The organism is Lachnoclostridium phytofermentans ISDg (assembly GCF_000018685.1).
Lineage (GTDB): Bacteria > Bacillota > Clostridia > Lachnospirales > Lachnospiraceae > Lachnoclostridium > Lachnoclostridium phytofermentans.
This window is the reverse complement of record NC_010001.1, coordinates 2649683-2669794: the sequence shown is the minus strand read 5'-3', so window position 1 is coordinate 2669794 and position 20112 is coordinate 2649683. Positions and strand designations below refer to the sequence as shown.

General features: G+C 35.1%; 19 protein-coding genes. 2 read left to right on the top strand and 17 right to left on the bottom strand.

The window, feature by feature from the left end:
• Positions 1–68: 68 nt before the first annotated feature.
• From CPHY_RS11150 to CPHY_RS11140, 3 genes are all read right to left on the bottom strand, one after another.
• Positions 69–1010 carry a hypothetical protein gene (locus CPHY_RS11150; protein ID WP_012200179.1) on the bottom strand — a complete coding sequence of 314 codons (942 nt, stop codon included), beginning with the start codon at positions 1008–1010 and terminating at the stop codon, positions 69–71.
• A gap of 24 nt (positions 1011–1034) precedes the next feature.
• Positions 1035–1319 (bottom strand): DUF3795 domain-containing protein, encoded by a 285-nt coding sequence (locus CPHY_RS11145; protein ID WP_012200178.1) that lies wholly within the window; start codon positions 1317–1319, stop codon positions 1035–1037.
• A gap of 327 nt (positions 1320–1646) precedes the next feature.
• Entirely contained in the window at positions 1647–3086 is a 1440-nt protein-coding gene (locus CPHY_RS11140) for a pyridoxal phosphate-dependent decarboxylase family protein (protein ID WP_012200177.1), read from the bottom strand.
• A gap of 145 nt (positions 3087–3231) precedes the next feature.
• Here CPHY_RS11140 and CPHY_RS11135 point away from each other — a divergent pair, with 145 nt between their 5' ends.
• On the top strand, positions 3232–4134 hold the full coding sequence (locus CPHY_RS11135; RefSeq protein ID WP_012200176.1) for a LysR family transcriptional regulator: 903 nt from the start codon (positions 3232–3234) through the stop codon (positions 4132–4134).
• Between the two features lie 160 nt (positions 4135–4294).
• On the opposite strand, the gene CPHY_RS11130 is transcribed toward CPHY_RS11135, so the two are convergent.
• From CPHY_RS11130 to CPHY_RS11090, 9 genes are all read right to left on the bottom strand, one after another.
• Positions 4295–4705, bottom strand: a complete 411-nt coding sequence (locus CPHY_RS11130) for an arsenate reductase ArsC (protein WP_012200175.1) — start codon at positions 4703–4705, stop codon at positions 4295–4297.
• 38 nt (positions 4706–4743) lie between these two features.
• Entirely contained in the window at positions 4744–5127 is a 384-nt protein-coding gene (gene arsD, locus CPHY_RS11125) for an arsenite efflux transporter metallochaperone ArsD (RefSeq protein WP_012200174.1), read from the bottom strand.
• A 17-nt stretch (positions 5128–5144) separates the two neighbouring features.
• Positions 5145–6194 (bottom strand): ACR3 family arsenite efflux transporter, encoded by a 1050-nt coding sequence (arsB, locus tag CPHY_RS11120; protein WP_012200173.1) that lies wholly within the window; start codon positions 6192–6194, stop codon positions 5145–5147.
• A gap of 58 nt (positions 6195–6252) precedes the next feature.
• Positions 6253–8001: an arsenical pump-driving ATPase gene (gene arsA, locus CPHY_RS11115; protein WP_012200172.1), complete on the bottom strand. Its 1749-nt coding sequence runs from the start codon at positions 7999–8001 to the stop codon at positions 6253–6255.
• Between the two features lie 66 nt (positions 8002–8067).
• Positions 8068–8397: an ArsR/SmtB family transcription factor gene (locus CPHY_RS11110; protein WP_012200171.1), complete on the bottom strand. Its 330-nt coding sequence runs from the start codon at positions 8395–8397 to the stop codon at positions 8068–8070.
• Positions 8398–8867: 470 nt separating this feature from the next.
• Positions 8868–9497, bottom strand: coding sequence for a metallophosphoesterase family protein (locus tag CPHY_RS11105; RefSeq protein WP_278183998.1), 630 nt, complete (start codon positions 9495–9497; stop codon positions 8868–8870).
• A 459-nt stretch (positions 9498–9956) separates the two neighbouring features.
• Positions 9957–10385, bottom strand: coding sequence for a hypothetical protein (locus tag CPHY_RS11100; RefSeq protein ID WP_012200169.1), 429 nt, complete (start codon positions 10383–10385; stop codon positions 9957–9959).
• Positions 10382–11905 carry a Y-family DNA polymerase gene (locus tag CPHY_RS11095; RefSeq protein WP_012200168.1) on the bottom strand — a complete coding sequence of 508 codons (1524 nt, stop codon included), beginning with the start codon at positions 11903–11905 and terminating at the stop codon, positions 10382–10384. Before CPHY_RS11095 ends, CPHY_RS11100 begins: the two co-directional genes overlap by 4 nt.
• 93 nt (positions 11906–11998) lie before the next feature.
• A complete protein-coding gene (locus CPHY_RS11090) occupies positions 11999–12496 on the bottom strand; it encodes a hypothetical protein (protein WP_157668710.1) in 498 nt (165 codons plus the stop codon).
• A gap of 46 nt (positions 12497–12542) precedes the next feature.
• Between CPHY_RS11090 and CPHY_RS11085 the strand changes: the two genes are divergently transcribed.
• Positions 12543–12908, top strand: a complete 366-nt coding sequence (locus CPHY_RS11085) for a DUF3888 domain-containing protein (RefSeq protein ID WP_012200166.1) — start codon at positions 12543–12545, stop codon at positions 12906–12908.
• Between the two features lie 96 nt (positions 12909–13004).
• Here CPHY_RS11085 and CPHY_RS11080 read toward each other — a convergent pair whose 3' ends face one another.
• The 5 genes from CPHY_RS11080 to CPHY_RS11060 all read right to left on the bottom strand — a co-directional run bounded on the left by CPHY_RS11080 (position 13005) and on the right by CPHY_RS11060 (position 20105).
• Entirely contained in the window at positions 13005–13349 is a 345-nt protein-coding gene (locus tag CPHY_RS11080) for a GyrI-like domain-containing protein (protein WP_408611173.1), read from the bottom strand.
• 731 nt (positions 13350–14080) lie between these two features.
• A complete protein-coding gene (locus tag CPHY_RS11075) occupies positions 14081–15727 on the bottom strand; it encodes an ABC transporter ATP-binding protein (protein WP_012200164.1) in 1647 nt (548 codons plus the stop codon).
• Position 15728: 1 nt separating this feature from the next.
• The gene (locus CPHY_RS11070) at positions 15729–17555 is read right to left on the bottom strand and encodes an ABC transporter permease (RefSeq protein ID WP_012200163.1); all 1827 of its coding nucleotides are present in this window, start codon (positions 17553–17555) and stop codon (positions 15729–15731) included.
• 68 nt (positions 17556–17623) lie between these two features.
• The gene (locus CPHY_RS11065; RefSeq protein WP_012200162.1) at positions 17624–18961 is read right to left on the bottom strand and encodes a hypothetical protein; all 1338 of its coding nucleotides are present in this window, start codon (positions 18959–18961) and stop codon (positions 17624–17626) included.
• A 361-nt stretch (positions 18962–19322) separates the two neighbouring features.
• Positions 19323–20105 carry a response regulator transcription factor gene (locus CPHY_RS11060; protein ID WP_012200161.1) on the bottom strand — a complete coding sequence of 261 codons (783 nt, stop codon included), beginning with the start codon at positions 20103–20105 and terminating at the stop codon, positions 19323–19325.
• Between the last annotated feature and the right edge of the window lie 7 nt (positions 20106–20112).

Here is a 20112-nt window from a genome sequence, read left to right as displayed (position 1 = left end):
ATTCTCCAAAATAAAGATATCTTTGCAAGTTACTGTAACCAGCTAATATAAATATTTAATGATCATTATTACGATCTTTCCAGCTCATTAGAAAATCTATAAATTATTTTCAAAAATTGAACTGTTAAAACTCCCTTCAAACGTTTATTGGCACGTTTCCATCCTTCGACATCGCCCCAAGACCAGTTAGGTGCCCAGCTTCCGTCTTCTTTTTGTGAATTTATCAGATTTTCAAGGCATGCCAAGACATCCTTCTTATACATCGGATAATAAGGGTGTTGAGGGGTGTCTATCCAATTCGTTAGTTTGTATGCACTCTCAGTGCCACCATAATCATCTAAAATCGAAATAAGTTTGCCATTTCCCATAAGCTCGTCTAGTAATGGTTTCCGTTCATCTTCTTCCAGACCTTTGACAAAATAATGATACGACATCATCTCATATTGTCCGTAATCCTGAGTCGTCATTATTTTTTCAATCACAATACTCTTTAATTCGTTTATAAGTTCTTCTGATACCAGTTCCTTATATATTAAAATGATTCCAGCTAAGGCTGCATTCGTATTAGGTTTATAATTTCGTATAACATCCTCACTGTTCACTGGTGCCACAAATTTTGCTTCTTCATAGTTCCACCACGGTGCACGCGGATAATGATTTATTTCCGGTACAAGAAGGTTATTCCAACCACCAGTTCCTAGATTATAGTTAACAACCAAATAATGTATCAGTTTTTGAATCATTGGGTGGTTTGCTGGAATTTCACCCAATTGATATATGTATCTACAAGCACTCTCGGTGCTTTTAAGGCATGAACCTGGATATTCGATATCATAATCAAGCATCCCAAATCCACCGTCCTCATTTTGATAGGACTCCAGAATTTTCACAACTTCTTCTAATGGTTTGCTTTCAAAATAGTATTCAAACATAGCACGGTCAATGTCATTTGCATGAGTTTTTAGATATTCTCTAGCTTTATTATATTGTGACTCAGATAAATTTTTCATCTTCAAGGCTCCCTTGATTTTGTATTAGTATATATGATTTTCTAGCCTACATAATCGGATTTTATTCAAAAGACTGTTCAGATTATCAATTGCAGGCAAACCTCCCACCTCTGCAAGAGCATCCTTCAAATCGCTACAAGGGAAATATTCACATTTTCCACAATGTTCTATACCTTTATCTTTGCAACAATGATACCATTGACATTTTCCATAAAATGAAAATCCTTGCATTGCGTTACAGCCCATACATTCTTTCGCTTGTAATGAGTCACATTGTGTGCAGTCAATTCCGCATAATCCAAACTTCATATTTTATTTTCCACCGCCTATTCCATCTATTTAATAAAAAACATTTGTAAAAATGTGGTATATATAAAAAGATTATACCACATTTTTACAAATGTTCAAATAATAGATAGTAGACTTATTTAGATAGACAAAAAAAATAATTGTTTAAATATTTGATATTAAATTTAAAGAAATGAATTACCTTAACTCATGTATAAGTAATACCATCCCATATATCTATATGCGATGTAAGGAATGACTGAATGCCTATCATTTACTTGAAAATAGGCTAACGGCTAACCAAATCTAATAAAAAAGGGAATTCACACATGAAAATATTTAAATTTACTATACTAATTCTGCTTTCATTACTGGATAAATTTCATTAAAATATTGATTCAAGCGTTGTACAGTGCTACGCATGTCGTATTCCGTTGCTTCTGGATGAATCGCGCAAATACGTAAAACTTTTTTACCGTTTAATACTGTGGTGAAGACACCAGCATAACCATCGTCAATCATCTTCTTTGATATCTTTAAATTCAGTTCGTCTTTTTGATCTTCTGTAAATGTCTGAGGGGCATATCGGAAGTTTATAATAGCAAGTTGTGCAGGTGATATAATCTCTATTTCACTATTTTTCTTTAATTCATCTTCTGCCCACTCTACGAGTTGGAATCCATGCTCAATAGCAGCCCCCATCCTATCACTTCCAAGTACCTGCAAGGTAAGCCATAACTTTAATCCGCGAGCTGGTCTTGTCAATTCCATACCTATATCATAGGGATTAATGCAGTCGCCATCTGTCTCAAGGTCCTTTAGGTATTCAGGATTTGTGTGATAACTATTCACAAGATTAGCCTTGTCTTTTACCAATACCATTCCGCACCCATAAGTTTGAAATAACCATTTATGAGCATCCCAACTGATACTGTCGGATAGCTCTATTCCTTTTAGAAGGTGTTTATATTTCTTTGTTAATAAGACGGAAGCTCCAAATGCTCCATCTACGTGCATCCATAGATTGTATTGATTACACAAAAGCGCAATTTCCTCCAGTGGATCAATGCTTCCAGTATTGGTAGATCCAACGCTTGCAATCACAGTAAAAGGAACCAAGCCTGCAGCAATATCTGCTTGAATAGCGCACTCTAGTTGCTTCATATCCATTCGGAAATTCATATCTGTTGGTATTTTTCTAAGTCTTGTGTTAGGAATACCGATGATACGAAGACCTTTTGCTACAGAACTATGGGTTTGATCAGAAACATAGGCAACGCCTAGATGCTGACGCTCCTCTGTTAACATTTTGTCTCGAGCAGCACATAATGCAGTCATATTAGCCATTGAACCACCGGACACAAATAAGCCACCAGCTTCGTTAGTATAACCAGCTTGCTCGCAAAGCCACTGAATTAACTCCTGTTCAATGCAACTTGCAGCAGGACAGTTCATAAAGCTTCCAGCATGCAGATTATAGGCAGAAGTCATAATATCACCTAACCAAGAAACTTCGGAAGCTGGTCCAGGAATAAAGCCTAAAAATCTAGTGTGATTTGTATGGCATCCGTATTGGTAGATATCCTCCATCATTTCATTAACAACGGTATCTATGGAACGTCCTTCTTCTGGGATATTCATATGTTTTAATTTAGCAATTTGATTTTTATCGGCATCATTAAGTATTTTTTGATCATATAATTCCTGTTTCTCTGAACAAAACTTTTTGATAAATTCAACTGCTACACGCTCAGATTGCGTATTAAGTACTATTTCATGCATTTCCATTATATTTCCACCCTTTTGTATCATTGTATCAAGAAGTACCTTAATACAACTTGATTTTTCTAATTTTATATAGTACCATACTGCTATGTATTTGTGAAATTCATAGATTCAATAATATATATTAAAAATAATAATAGGTGCAAATATGGAGATTAGAAATATCAAGACGTTTATTAAGGTAGCGGCAACTCAGAATTTTTCAAAGGCAGCAGAACAACTGGGTTATTCTCAATCCACAATTACTATTCAGATACAGCAATTGGAAAAGGAATTAGGAACACAACTTTTTGAGAGAATTGGAAAACAGGTATCACTAACGGAACAAGGGGAAGTTTTTCTTAATCATGCAAATGAAATTATGAGGGTAACCAATGAAGCTGCAGTATTTGCCAGAGAAACGAGTACTCCAGAAGGTACGCTTCGTATCGGGAGTGTGGAATCGCTTGCGACTGCTATACTCCCAGAACTTTTGTTACGATTTCATAATGCATGCCCAAAGGTGGAAACAATAATAAAAACGGACATGTCAGATGGTCTAATTAATATGGTAAGAAATAATGAGATTGATTTATTTCTTACTTTAGATCAAAAAATTTATGGTTCTGAATGGGTTCGAGCTGTACAGCAAGAGGAAGATATCATTTTTGTTACCTCGAGCAAGCATTCATTTTCAGGGAAAGAAAAAATTAACATTGAGACCCTTCAGAATGAACCATTCCTCTTGACTGAAAAAGGGGTAAGTTATCGTTATGAGCTAGAAAGGATACTATCTGAAAAAGAAATAGTAATCAAGCCTGTGCTTGAGATTGGAAATACAGAGACCATTATTCATCTGTTAGAGCATGGTATGGGTGTTTCTTTTCTACCTATGTTTTCTGTGAGTAAATCAATTGAAAGAGGTATATTAACTCAAATTCAAGCAGACTTTCCTGCCGTACATATGTACAGTCAACTGCTATACCACAAAAATAAGTGGATTACTTCACAGATGAATACTTTTATTACGATTGCCCAGGAATTTTTTAAAACAGATTATAAGATGCCGTGAAAAATGGCCGATGCTCTCATTCACAAGGAACGTGGGCATCGGCCATTACTATTATAAGTTTGGTAATCCAATGAAGCAAGATGGAGAGCCTTGAATCGTCAAAAAGCGTCAGACTAATTCAATAATTATTTAAGTACCAGACTAATGAATTACATGTTTCTTATACTAGTTCACCATTTAGTATCCTATTTTTAAGATCAATAACCTTCGCTTCTATTATCTTTGCTGTTTTAATAAATTCATCATCAGATTTACCAGATGGATCATCAAGGCCCCAGTCTTCTCTATGGCTACAAGGTAAGTAAGGACAATTTACATTACAACCCATCGTAACCACAATATCTACTTCTGGAATGTCATTTAATAATTTACTCTTTTGAGTCTCATTCATATCAATGCCATGTAAATCTTTTATAATACGTACCGCATCTTGATTAATTTGAGGTCTTAGCTCTGTACCTGCAGAATAACTTTCGAATACGTCTGAAGCGAGGAGTTTTCCTAATGCTTCAGCCATTTGAGATCTACAAGAATTATGAACACATACAAATGCGACTTTTAATTTTTTCATAAATAATTATCTCCTTTGTGTGTAATTAATAGAATGATTTAGCAGCAACTACCACCACAGCAACCGCCACCACAGCAATCATCATTATTATCATTTAAATCTTCTTCATATGGTTGTTTATATACTTCTAACCATTCAAAAAATTCATCATTTGTCGGATATTTTCCAGACTTTACAACAGTATCCTCAACAATTGTTATCGGAAGTACTTTAGCTCCACCAGTTTTCATAGAATCATTCACATATTTATTTTTTACAAATTCCATAGGTGCGCTTGTTAAGTTGTATCGATTTACTTCGTATCCAAGTTTTTTTAAATTGTTTATTACGGTAGAAACTCTTAATAATTCTGGGTCAACGCCTACTCCACAAAGTCCTGTTTCACAGCACATAGCTGGTTCATAAATAAACATTTTTTTCATTTTCCTTATCTCCTATCTTAATTATTTGTTTTAAACCATTTTTTTGTATTATTAGCTATCTTAACTAGTATTAGCATAACAGGTACTTCTACTAGTACGCCGACTATAGTTGCTAAAGCAACCGGTGAAGTCGCTCCAAATAAAGCAATTGCTACGGCAACGGAAAGTTCAAAGAAATTAGATGCTCCTATCATTCCAGCTGGAGCAGCAATATCATGTGAAAGTTTTAATACTTTCGAAGTCATATATGCAATGAAGAAGATTAAAAACGTTTGTATAATCAATGGAACTGCAATTAGTACAATGTGTAATGGATTATTTACAATTACATCTCCTTGAAAAGAGAAAATGATGATTAATGTAAGTAAAAGTCCTACAATAGTAGTATTATTAAATTTAGGTATAAAACTATTTTTAAAATACTCTTCACCCTTCTTCCTTACTACGAACGTTCTGGTTAAAATTCCTCCTACTAATGGGATTACTACAAAAAGTACGACTGACAATATTAAGGTATCCCATGGGACAGATACATTAGAAACGCCAAGAAGGAATTTCACGATTGGTATAAATGCTATTAATATAATCAGGTCGTTAGTTGCAACCTGTACTACCGTATAGGATGGATTTCCTTTTGTCAAGTGACTCCAAACAAAAACCATTGCTGTACATGGTGCAGCTCCTAATAAAACAGCACCTGCAAGGTAATCCTTAGCCAATTCTGGTGATATCAAACCACGAAATACTACATAGAAGAAAAAATATGCGATTCCGAACATAGTAAACGGTTTAATAACCCAATTTGTAACCCAAGTAACATAGAGCCCTTTCGGATTTTTACCAACATTTTTTACACTTTTAAAATCAACCTTCATCATCATAGGATAAATCATAAGCCAAATAAGAACAGCAATTGGTATAGACACATTGGCATATTCGAATTTACCTAAGAATTTAGGTAATACAGGCAGAAATTTACCTACAAGTACACCGATTACCATACATACGATAACCCATAAGGTTAAATACTTTTCAAAAAAACCAATTCCTTCTTTTTTTTCACTCATCTAAATTCCTCCACCCGGTAACCCAGGTAGTTCCAATAGCTAACCACCTGAGATTCATTTATTTTATAATATCTTTTAATTTATCTCCTTTTATTTCTTCAGGACTCCAAGAGATAACACCAACTTTTCCAGTAGCATGTTCGTAAACCTTATTTATCCATTCTATTTCGTTACTTGCTTTTGCTCTTAATACTGGATTCGTTGTCTGAGTAGCATATAAGGAGGAGTTTATTATCCACCATTTACTTTGTATGCCTGCTCGTTTTAAATCTTCTTCTAACCTCAATGCTTCAAAAACTGGAGTAGTTTCTGCTAGTGTAACAATCATAACAGCGGTCTCTTTTTCATTTCGAAGACGTGGTAGTAGTTTTTTAACAGACTCAGGGGTATCTCCTAACGTCCTTTGTACTTCCTTATGATAACTTTGTGTGGAATCTAATAACAGTAGTGTATGACCCGTTGGAGCTGTATCTATGACAACAATTTCGTTATCTGCACGCTCCACAATACTAGCAAATTCTCTAAACACCGCAATTTCTTGTGTACATGGTGAACGTAAGTCTTCTTCAATATAAGCAATATCATCTTCAGATAAGTTATTTGCTCTTGCTTTGCTTAAAACTGTTTCTTGATATTTTTTTAGTACAGCATGCTCATCAATGTGGCTCATAGAGATATTTTCTTGCTCGTGGATAACATATTTTAAATGAGCTGCTGGATCTGTGGTAGATAAGTGTACTTTACAGCCCTTTTCAGCCAATCCTAATGCTATTGCTGCAGCAACCGTAGTTTTTCCAACACCACCCTTTCCCATCGTAAAGATTACCTTCTTACCCGACAAATACAAATCATCAACTACATCTTGTAATTTGGACAACTCATTAGATACTATTTTCGTTGAATTCATTGTATACGAATCTTTACTCAAGAAGGAACGTATATTATCGATTCCCATTACGTTATAAGCTCTTAATGGTATCATGTAAGTTTTAATATCTTTCAATTCTTCTGGCATATTTTCGAGAGCATTCTTTTGTTTATTATATAAGCTCCTGGAAACACTATCATCAACAGTTTCTAATACACCATTTACAACTAGGATTTGATTTCTGATACCTAACTCCTTTAATTCTTCCGAAGCTCTTGTAGCTTCCTTTAGTGGTGATTCCTCAGGTCTAGTCACTAAAATTAATGTAGTTAATTCAGAGTTACTTAAAGTAGATACTGCTAATTTATAGACATCTTTTCTTTCTTCAAGACCTGATAATTGACCAAGGCAAGAAGCTCCATGGGTATTCTCACTGATAAAGCCACTCCATGCGGAAGGTAACTGTAACATTCTTAAGGTATGACCAGTTGGTGCGGTATCAAATATGATGTGATCGTATTCCTTCTGTGCTTCTTTATCGGTAATAAAATTGGAGAACTCATTGAATGCTGCAATTTCTACGGTACAAGAACCTGATAGTTGTTCTTCCATATTAGTAATTACTTCCTCTGGCAATAAGTCACGATATGGAGCAACTACACTTTCACGATATTCAGCAGCAGCCTTTAAAGGGTCTAGATTAGCCACTACTAATCCCGGAACAGTTGGGATTGCAATACCTTTTGAGTTTAGTTGAGTCTCGAAGACATCCTGTAAATTAGATGCTGGATCAGTACTGATTAATAGCACCTTTTTCCCTTGATCTGCTAGGGACACCGCTGTAGAACAAGCTGTAGAAGTCTTACCAACGCCTCCTTTTCCTGTATAAAATAAGTATTTTGTCAAATGGATACTATTTGGGTTAAAAACTTCTCTCATTTCAAATACCTCTTTTCTCTTTTATTTATAGCGGTTGATTTATGAGTTTCACCTTAACATCTTTGATTAGTTGTTACATTCACAAGATTCATGACCGCACTTCTCGCAGATACACCCTTTTTTTGGAGTAATAATGCCCATTAAAAAGTACATCATCTCATTCGCTCTTTGTAAATCAATTTTGTACCTCATCCAAGTACCTTCTTTACGACCTACTACTAATCCACAATCCATTAAGGATTTCATATGGTGTGATAATGTAGGTTGTGAAAAATCAAAGTACTTTTGAATATCACAAGCGCATAATTCACCGCAAGATAAGATATCAAGTATTTTCAAACGGTTTGGGTCTGCAATTGCCTTCATTAACTTACTGTTTTCTTCGTAATTATTCATAGTGTTACCTCCTATATAGATGGTGTTCTATATATAGTATATAGACGAGTATCTATAAAGTCAATATATAATCAAGTTTAATCAAAGATAATTTAAATTATATATATAATTATATCTATGCTATAATGTAGTATTTAATGCACTTTATATATTAAAGAATAAATAAAAATAGACATTAAAACCATAAAGTCTAATGTCTATAAGTACTCAACATAGATACATATCAATGCATTATTAATTTTAATATTTTTTCGCTAGTGTTATAGGTCCACTGTTGCACTCCTTAGTACTATTAAAAAAAGCAGATAAAACCCTATGCAAAAAAAGGAGCGTTGCTCCATAACTAAAATTTAGTCATTTTGCAACACTCCCATATTCTCTATTATTTAAAGAAACCTAATTATGTCTCAATTCAAAAACAATCGGAATTTATGAGGGTTAGACAAATTGGAATTTGAGTAAAATAATACCTAATAAAACATGGTGATAAATTTTTCGCCATATGGCACAGAATTCTTCCTGTAATCACGAATTACTTTTTCTTTATCATATTTTAGTTGATTATATGTAACATTAACAAGTCCGTCATCTAATTCTATAATAGCAAATCTAGCTATACCATCTTTACCACAGCCAATAGAACCTGGATTTAGTATGGGCTTACAATTCCAATGAACAGCATATAAAGGAAGATGTGTATGTCCAATCAAAACATAGTTTACATCTACATCATAATCTGCAATAAATTCCTCTAGAGTTTTCTTCTCATACAAAAGAGGAGAGTCTATTACACTATTCATTCTTGCATGTACCAGAAGAAATTTTTTATCTTCTATTTCAACAATTCTTTGAAGCGGGACTTGTTTTAATTTTTCCATTCTCTCTGTTCCTAATTGGTTAATTACCCAATCTTGATGCTCAGATTCCATTTCGTAACGTTTCTTAATTTCCTTATCAAAAAACATATACTCTCCATTGCCCATGATATTTACAAATCTGCTGTCATTCATAACAATATCGTAAACTTCTGTTGGATTTGGTCCTATTTGAATAAAATCCCCCATATTTAATATTTGCGAAACTTTACATTCATAATTCAGGGTATGTAATGTTATTCATCGCCTCACCCCCTCTCACTCGAGGGGCACCTAACCGTTCCCACCATTATAATTCTACTATATATGTAATATAATGTAAATAAATATCTGGTTTTCTATTTTTTTAAAAATTTCCTTTTCGCTCTATACTTATCATTTAGCATCCGATGATTGATTCTGTGATTTGTTCAATATTATAGGAAGCTCTGTTCTCACTTCAAATTATATACTAAGATAATATCTTTTAGTACATGCCTAATTGATATAGAAGACAAAACTAATTACAGTTTTATAAACGTCTTGAAATAAATTAACCGACATTCATTGATATTTTAAATTGTCGTTTGGGCAGCAAATATAAATTTTATAATAATAAAGACAAAACCCCTCAAACATTTAAGTTTAAAGGGTTAATAAAGATTAAAGTTTTGTTACTTATATTAAATTCAAATTTATCGTAATTCATCCTTCATACATAGTTTCGAATATCTGCCCTTCTATGCTAATAATTTCATCAATGGGGATTGTTTTGCCATCACTCATAACTACAACCCGTTCATATTCGTCTATCTTTTTAGCCGTACTGATAGTAGTAACATAGGCACCGCCATTCTTCTTCACATCCGGCTGAAAGTAGGTAATTACAATTTCAGGATTTTCTTTAATCCGATCGGCTATGATTTGTAGCCTATCGCTCAAAGCGTCCTTTATATATTCGTCTATTTCTACTCTCTCGTCAGTCAGTCTTGCGGTTTCTTTGATGGCGGCGCCATAGCCGGTAAGTGCGGCGAAGGGGGAAAACTGAGCTGCGCGGTCTATAGCTGTCATATGTGGACGTGTCGCAGAGACATGGTTCGGTAAATTGATAATGTCGTCATATGCACTCGTCATGCCTTGTGCCCTCCAATCTGCTTATTTCGGTCAACTGTGGTAGCGCCTTCCTCCAGATTCATACCCTTTAGAATGGCGTTCTTGCCGTATTTCTTTTTTATATCCAACATAGCTTTCTGCACTCTTTTTTCTCGTACAAGCTCGGCTTCTTCATCCTCTTTTTTCACATTTTCAGTCACGTAATCTGTAAAAAGATTAAGCTGCTCAAAGCTGTCCGTCTTTTGAACGGTTGTCTCATCAATAACATGATTCGCTGTAATGTTGACTCTTCTGACCAGTAGATTTTTGTCTACGATGCGTTCAAACAGCTCTGTAACGGCATCCAGAATTAGCTTCGTAGAGGAGGTTTGCCTGCCAAGGTTTGCCGAACCATGCGCAGATTTCGGAACGGTACGTCCGTAGTGGTCAGTGGTAATCGCTCCGTGATATGATTTCTTTATCTTCAGGTTTGTCATATTTTCAATATCGTATCCGACCGTCAAAACAAGCTGGTCGGTCACAAGCCTTTTATCAACCAAATCAAGTACCAGTAAATCGGTCATTTCCCTCACGATCAGCTTCGTTTTGTCAAAAGTATAGGCGCATTGCAGCACCTGCCCAGATCCTATACTGTTTGTGCTCGGCTTATACGCTTTAATATCGGCAATTGTGCATGGCTCCCACCCCCATGCATGGTCAATCAGCAGTTCAGCGTTGATGCCGAACAGCTTATATAATAAATCCTCGTTGTAGTAATCGGTAGGTTTACCAAGAGAGCATCTTGCAATATCTCCCATCGTAAAGAGGCCTTGTTCCTCCAGTTTCTTGGTATATCCTTTTCCAACGCGCCAAAAGTCTGTTAAAGGCTGATGTGACCACAGGGCGCGACGGTAGCTCATTTCGTCTAGCTCGGCTATCCGCATACCATTATTATCATCAGGAATGTGCTTTGCCTGAATATCCATTGCAATCTTGCTAAGGTATAGGTTTGTGCCAATTCCCGCAGTTGCTGTAATACCGGTTGTTTTGAGTACATCCAGAATCATTTTCGTGGCAAGCTCACGGGCTGAAAGATTGTAGGTGTTTAGATAATCGGTGGCATCAATGAATACTTCATCGATAGAATAGACATGGATATCTTCGGACGCAATGTACTTCAAGTATATATTGTAAATCCGCGTGCTGTACTCTATATAATATGCCATTCTTGGTGGAGCAACAATATAGTTCAGTGAGATACTTGGCGAGGATTTCAAATCAGTATCTATGAAGGAATCGCCAGAAAAGGCTCGTCCTGGAGCTTTGTGTAGCCGTACCGCATTTACTTCCTCGACCTTCTGTACGACTTCAAACAACCTCGCCCTGCCGGAAATTCCGTATGCTTTGAGAGAGGGAGAGACGGCGAGACAAATGGTTTTTTCGGTGCGGCTTGCGTCAGCGACAACTAGGTTAGTGGTTAGTGGATCCAGCCCTCGTTCTATACACTCGACCGAAGCGTAGAAAGATTTTAAGTCGATTGAAATATAGGTTCTGTTCTTCATGTTTATTCTCCGGTTGCCTCCTTCAGAAACTATCTGTTCAAAAATTCTTCTATAATCTCAGAATCAAAAAAACTTACAGTGATTTTGTAATGCTTAACTTCTCATTTTTGCTAATATATGTAGCTTAAATATACCACTAGATAGATGATATTTCAAATTATTTGGTATCACAAGTGCTTTTGAACCGCAGCAGGATTTTGTTTCTCCATCAAGAAACGCAACTTCATAATATGGAGCCCTTTCTCCATCGGCACGAAAAATGCATTTGCCGTTCTCGCAGTGCGGGAATAATCTATTCGGATTCTTGTTGATATAAGCTCTGACAACATCCGCGAATCTTTCTGAATATCCTTTGCAAGCCGAAAACCGCAATTCGAAATATGGGGAAGCGTCCTTTGTACAGGTCATACCCATTTTCGCCATCTCTCTATTGTGCAAATCATGCTTAAACACAATATAGGAGCGTTGCTTTCGCGGATAATAGCCAAGCCCAGATAAACACATTACGATTTCTCGATACAGCGAACCGAGTTCATTATCAAGCGCATCCAAAAATGAATCGACTAGTTCTTGTTGCTTTTTTGTTTTCATAACATAATCACAACCTTTCATAATTCTTATAAATCCCTTAGGTACAATGCGTGACGATTTCATTGATGAAGAAGAATCTCAAGATATATTGTATCAGGATGTTATCATTACTGCTCTTGCTCCTACAATTGATACAGCAGTTGCCGACTATTATAAAAATATTTTGAGTGAGACACCATTTTATGATAGTACATCAATAAAAATTTTGAAAATTGAACGTCCGAATGGAAATCGTACTTCGCATTTTATCATCGATATAGAAGTTAAACCTTTTATTGGACCACACATAACGGTGGGTAAAGACAGAATTTCTATAGAGCTTACATACCCTGAAAGTCCAAAGTTACTAAAATTTAAACATATAAAAGACTATCCGCTGCCAGAGCGTTATAAAGATCTGTATTTACATTGAATATCTGCAGAAAGCTTGTTTATAGCGAATTGACTATAATAATCTGCAATTTCTTTTAAATTTTTATTCGTACATCTGCCACATATATTATTCCATCTATAGAATTGGAAACAAGCAATACATCTCAGGGTGCTCCAGTTCTACCGTTTGCTTTGGAAAAGCTTCCACTGTAAATTCATTACTTAGCTTAATCTTTTCATTCTTTGCCCATTTCTTAGCTTTTTTTTGTCTTGTCATTAACTTAGCATCCACTAGATTCTGATGATTTTCTCCATTAAATTCTACCTTGACATACTTTCCCGCTGGAATTGTAAAACTCTTGAATCCTGCCTCTTCCTCTTGGATTTCAGTTATTTCAACACCAACTATATAGTCAGGCACTTTATTCAGACAAATTGTATATTCAGTCTCTTTGTCCGCACGATTCGGGGTAGCTCCTATAATTATGTATAATACAGGTATACTCCTCTATATCATTCATAACCACTTAGCCGGTTATTTTGTACCAAGAAGCAATAAAGGCAAACCATAAATAATCATATATGGTTTGCCTTTAACAATTATTTCATCAATAAATGTTTATTACAATTTATTGATAAAACCACTTCGAACTTGAAAGTTTTATTTCTTTTTTGTATTATAAATAAATAATCACTACTACCGAACATACATACAAAAAGCTATCTATCTGATGTTGTATTTTTTCTCAATAATTATGATGTAAATTAAGGGAATAAAATAATTCATCTTGCAGAATGAGTATATCCATCTGTATGGTGCATTAGTATATTGATTCAATACATAATTTCAAAAGAGCGCTTAGAGAAAAATGCAATCTTAGAAATCTTAGCTTCTTTTGTATTTTCAATAGGTGTTGGTTATATATTTTACCAAAACTGTTTTATCATTCTGCCCATGGCTGCACATTTTTGCGAAAGAATGCTTAGCAATCTATTGATTCAAAAAAAGTCCTCTAGGCTATCTTGAAAACACTTTTTGTGAAGCCATTCAAAAATCAAAATACAAAAATCACAATAAAAAAGGTTCAGCGGTATAGCACTAGAAAGTGTCATACTGCTGAACCTTAATGGACCAAACGTTCTTATCGCATATTAACTAATTTTTAAGATCTATATTGATTTATAACAAAAGAGCTAAAATCCTTTGTATCCCTACTCCACATCTAATGATCCCTGTGAAATCAATTTTCCATTCTTACGACTAAACAGCATAATACCTTTTCCGTCAAAGTCTAGTTTTACCGTCTGTCCAATTTCATACAGTACTCCACCGAATACAACACCTGTAAATAAGAAATTACCAATTCGTATTTTAACAGTAGTCTCCATACCAGTAGGCATTGCGCTGTAGACTTCGCCGGTTAAAGAACCGTGTTCACCGATTTTTACGAATTCCGGTCGGACACCGATGACAAAATCAAGGTATGAGATAATCTTTTCTTCTTCGACTATTTCACTATCATCTACTTTCGCGATGTGATATCGGAAATGGGAATCTTTATTTCCCTTTTCAACATTCTTCTTATCTTTTTGCTTTGCAAGTTCGGATTGGAGCTTATTATCCTCTTCTTTTTCCTGCTGCTTAATCCAACTTCCCATATCCATTTTTTCTCTAGGGGTAAATGTAGCTTTCACATCTTTAAGGATTTCTAGAGCAATGCTTCCGTCATCAAACTGCACTCCTTTGGCTTCCATGAAATTTATAACTGGATTGCCTACAAAGTCTGCAACAAATAAATTATTTGGTTTATTATAGACGTCAAGAGGTTTATCATATTGATTTAATACACCGTTTTCAATCAGACATATTTTAGTTGCTAGGGTCATGGCTTCCATCTGGTCATGGGTAACATAGACAAATGTACTTCCTGTATCAATATGAAGTCTTTGTAACTCAGATCTCATCTCAAGTCTTAATTTTGCATCTAAGTTTGACAATGGCTCATCCATAAATAGTACGGAAGGTTCTGGAGCTAAGGTACGTGCAATAGCAACACGCTGCTGCTGACCTCCGGAAAGTTCACTAGGATATCGATCCATAAACATACCGATCTTTACGATTCTTGATACTCTTCGTACTGCTAAATCAATCTCTTCTTTTGTCATTTTTCTAACTGTCTTAACTACCTTACCAATCTTTACAACTTCATAGTTCTCATTTAGTTGACAGCTAGAATCTTTATATTTTTTAATTGCACTTTCGATATCAGTTCTTAATTTATCGCAGATTTGTTTTACTTTTTCTTCTACATTAGAAATTTCCTGTAACTTGTAGTTTAATAGTTCTTTTGCAGTGTAACTAGATAGTTCATATAAATCAATTAATTTGATTAATGCTCTATTCGTATCAAGAGCTCCGGACTTATCCTTACATTCGTTAATAGCTTGAATAACTTCCTTTGGCTTACTTAGTATTTTAATAAGTTTATCTGCATTCTTAACATCATAATTTACTGTTGCCATCTCTTCTTTAATGTTTTTTAGACCAAAGCATATATTCTCATATACGGTCATGTTCGGCCATAAAGCATAGTTCTGGAAGAGAAAGCCTACATGTCTTTTATTCGCAGGAATATTAATTCCCATTTCACTATCAAATACAGTAACTCCACCAATAGTTATTTTACCGCTTGTAGGGGTATCAAGACCCGCAATCATACGGAGTGTTGTTGTTTTTCCGCATCCAGAAGGACCAAGTAATGTAACAAATGCATTATCTTCTATTGTTAGGCTAAGATTATCTACTGCATAAAACTTTCCCCATCTTTTCGTAACATTTTCTAGTACTATTTTTGGCATATTAATTTCCTCCAATTCCTTTATCAAGGCTTGCACCCGTCACCTTATTAATCAGCGCGTTGCAGATAATAATAAACACAATTAAAATAAGATTAATACCGCTTGAGAATGCATAAAGACCCATTTCATCAAAATAATCAAGTAAGGTTGTAACAATCTTATTCTGAGAGCATAGCAACATGAATAAAGTTAATTCTCTAAGGCATGTCATAAACGGTAATAGATAACCACTTATAATGGATGACTTTTGAATAGGGATAATAATCTTAAACATTCGTTTGAACCATGGAATGTCTTGGATAATGGCAGCTTCTTCAATCTCACCGCTTAGCTGTAACATAGAATTTAATGAACTCCTACTTGCAAATGGTATATACTTTACAGTACCTGCAAGAATGATCAGAAGGTATGTGTTATAAATTCCAAGTGCTGATCCGAAGATAAAGAAGGAAACACCTACTGCTAAGGAAGGAATCAGATAAGGCAGGAATGCTATAGCATTTACATAGCCAGCTGCTTTGCTTCTTCTGTGTTTACTTACACTGTATCCCACCAATGTACCAATGGTACCGGAAAGTAGAGCACAGCATAATGACACGATTAACGTACCTTTAAATGCATTCCATATGGTAGAATTAAATAGAATACCTAATTGTCCGTACATTCCGTTTTCTGTTAAGTTCTCTGAAGTAATCCACCATTTTAAAGTTAAATTGTTTAGATTTCCTGTGGTAAGAAAACTATAATCACCTGGGTTTGGTAGGAAAGTTTCCATTGCAAAGGAAATGATAGGATAAATACTTGTAAATGTCGTAAAAATGATAAATACAATAGCAATTGCATATTTACCTACTCTACCAAGATTCACCTTACTAATCTGTCCTGATTTACCTGTGATTGTTGTATAACTTTTTCGGCTACTTGTAGTTACCTGATTCATCATAAGAATAATCACACCGAAAACCATCATAATAATAGCAAGAACACTTGCTTGGCCGGCTCTGTTAACATTCATACTTACGTACTTCGTTGCTAGAGTCTTTAAATTCATATAATGAGGTACTGGATAACTACCCATGGCACTTCCGAAGACCAACAGGATAGTTGAAAGAATAGCTGGTTTGATCATAGGAAGAGTTACCCTACTAAAGATTCTCCACTTTGGTGTGTTCAAAATCACTGCAGCTTCTTCGAGATTTGCATCCATATTACGGAATATTCCGCCAATCATGATATATGCAAAAGGCGCATAATGAAGAGCTAATACTACTGCACTAGGGAAAAGACCTTTACACCACCAGCCAGGCATAGTAATCCCAAACAGGGAGGCAAGAATACCATTAGAACCACCAGTTACTGCATTACTATTAAATAAATTCTGCCATACTACAGCCAATGTCCACTGTGGCATGATATATGGGAAAATAAATATCGCACTTAAATATTTTTTAAATTTTAAATTCGTTCTTGTAACAAGATAGGCAAAAACACCACCAAAGACAATTGCACCCAGACAAGTAAAGACAGCCAATAGCAAGGTATTGCCAAGAGGTATCCAAACATTTTGTCTGCTAAGGTTCCCAGTAAAAAGATCAATCCAATTAACTAAAGTATAGCCGGAGGTCTTTCCGGTTAAATGTGCATCTATCGATCCCACATGTATGGAAAATGTATCGGCAAAAATAGAAACAATCGGTGCTATCGTTGTCACAGAAAGAATAATACCGAGAACCAACAAAACCACGTTATGGGGTTTGCTTAGGAACGTCTTAACTTTATTCATAAAAATTCTCGGTTTCCCCGGTCTTTGTAAAATTTGCTGTTCCATGTTTACCTCTTCCTTTATTAATTAAGGGGCGTATCATAAACGCCCCTAATTCTGTTAATAAATATAAATTATTGTGCTGCGCTAGCTTTATTTCCTAAAATAACGTCAATCCAGTCACTCAAATTGAAAGATACTTCTGAACAGTACTTAGGATCTTCTACTACAAGTGCTCCATCTTCGCTAACCCACCATTCATATCCTCTGTCATTTTTAGCAGGGAACGTATCAACACCGTCTACAAAACCATCCTTTGAATGATCCTGATTGATGTTAGGATTAGCACTATAACCGCCCATGTCTTTGCCCCAAGCATAAAAACCATCTTCTGTAGTTACCATATATGCAATGAAAGCACAAGCTGTCCATGGAAGTGGAGCTGTCTTTACAAGCTGAAGATAATGTTTATAAGCATATCCGCCAATTCCTACATAATTATCTTGATATGCAGCAATTGTTACATTATTTACAGAAACAGATTCAGATTCCTCAACGGAACGAAGTTTTGAATAAACGAGAAGACCACTTTCACCAGCAGCTGAGTTTGTAACAAGGCTGTTACAAATAGGACCATCATCTGTTTGTTCGTTGTATTTTTCGCACCAAAGCTTAATCCATGCTAAAGCATATTTTGTGTTCTCTCCAGTTAATCCAAGGCTTTCTCCATCTTTAGCCACTTTATCAATAGTTGTTTGGAAATAAGCCTGCTTTGTGCTGTCTAAAGCATCAAATGCTTTCTTTAGAGAGGTTGCATATTTATCATTGGTTAACATGTATAAGAAATTCTTTCCGACAGGTTCGGAATCAACTCCCATAAATAGTGGGCTTGAACCTTCATAAACAAAATCCCAGCAGTTTGTGTAGGTTTTATCACCAAGATGATTAAACATAAATACTTTATTTAATGTTTGTAATGTTAATGGATGCCCGTTTTCCTCTTCGTTAACACCGGTGGCTTCTTTCCATCCCTTAGGAATGAAATTGAGAACATTCTTAGTATCTAACATCTTGCTCTGAATCTGGTTTCCATCCTGAATTAATGTCATAGAATAGGTATGGCTAGAGCTTGTGATATCTGCATTTAATAAAGTAAAAATTGAATTATTTTTTGGTTGTGACCATTCGATTGTTCCATTATAGGAAGAATTAATTTTCTTCAGTTCTTCAATAAAACCGGTTGCAGCTGTAGCTCCACGACTTGAGTTACCGATACCATACATGGTTTTACCATTGGATTCTTCAATTGCTTTTTGATAAAGTTCCGTAAGTGTCATTTTTTCCGCTTGTTCAATAACTTTCTCTGCTTCGCTTTTTTCTTCACTTTTACTTGTTTTTGATGTTCCACAACCAACCAGTAATGCGCTGCTCATGGTAAGAACTAAAAGAAGTGATACTAGCTTTTTTTTCATTTTTTCCATCCTCCACAAACTATCTAATATTTGAAGTCATACAATGTGTTTCCCCCTTAAATTGTATTCTCTTCATATATACATAATAGAAAATTTGTGGTCGAAATAATACCCTTATTTGTGCATAATTATCATTAAAAATGAACTTTATCCTAAAAAATGAACATTAATACAGAAGAGATTGCCATAAAATAGGCATAATAATAAAATATTACACAAAAAAGGTACCTTGATTTTGGCTTATATGCCACTTCAAGGTACCTTTTGTTATGTCATAGATACTATTATATTGTGTAAATTGCTAATGTAGAATCATTTTTAAGGCAGCTCTGTAATAATGAACTTTATCATGAAAAATAAACTATTGGCCGGTATATCCCTTATTTTTTATAAATTCTGTAGGTGAGGTTTTAGTATAACGCTTAAACACCGCGCAAAAATGCTTATAGTCCGTAAATCCCGTCATATCTGACACCTGATAAACACGATAAACACCTTCATCAAGAAGTCTTATGGCTTGCTGTACACGGTACATATTTAAAAAATCCAGATAGGTATGTCCCGTATCTTCTTTAAACTTTCTACTAAGATAACTGGAGCTAACCTTTAATTCCTCTGAAATACTTTCTATACTTAGCTTTTCTATATAACGCTCTTTCATAATATCTATAGCTTTCTTAACATAGGGATTCTTATAAGAGTCACTGGAAGAAAGAAGCTTAATATCCATTCCTTGACTTTTTTGCTGGAATAATAGTTCCTTTTCATTTTCAAGTTTAATATCATCTTGTAGCTTACGCATAACCTCTTTTAGTTTATCTACATCAACCGGTTTCATAAGATAATCATATGCTTTTAACTCAATCGCCTCTTTTGCATAATCAAATTCCGCATAGCTTGTAAGAATTACACTTTTAAATCGAACCTCCTTACTTGCCTGACGTATTAATTCAAGGCCATTTAATTTTGGCATCATAATGTCTGTGATCACCACATCCGGTTTTAATTCTCTGATCTTTTCAAGTCCTTCTTCACCGTTTGCAGCCTCCCCCACCAAAACATATCCTATGCTTAACCAGTCAATGGTATAAGCTAACCCTTTTCTAATAATATCCTCATCTTCTGCTATTAGCACCTTAAGCATAACCTTA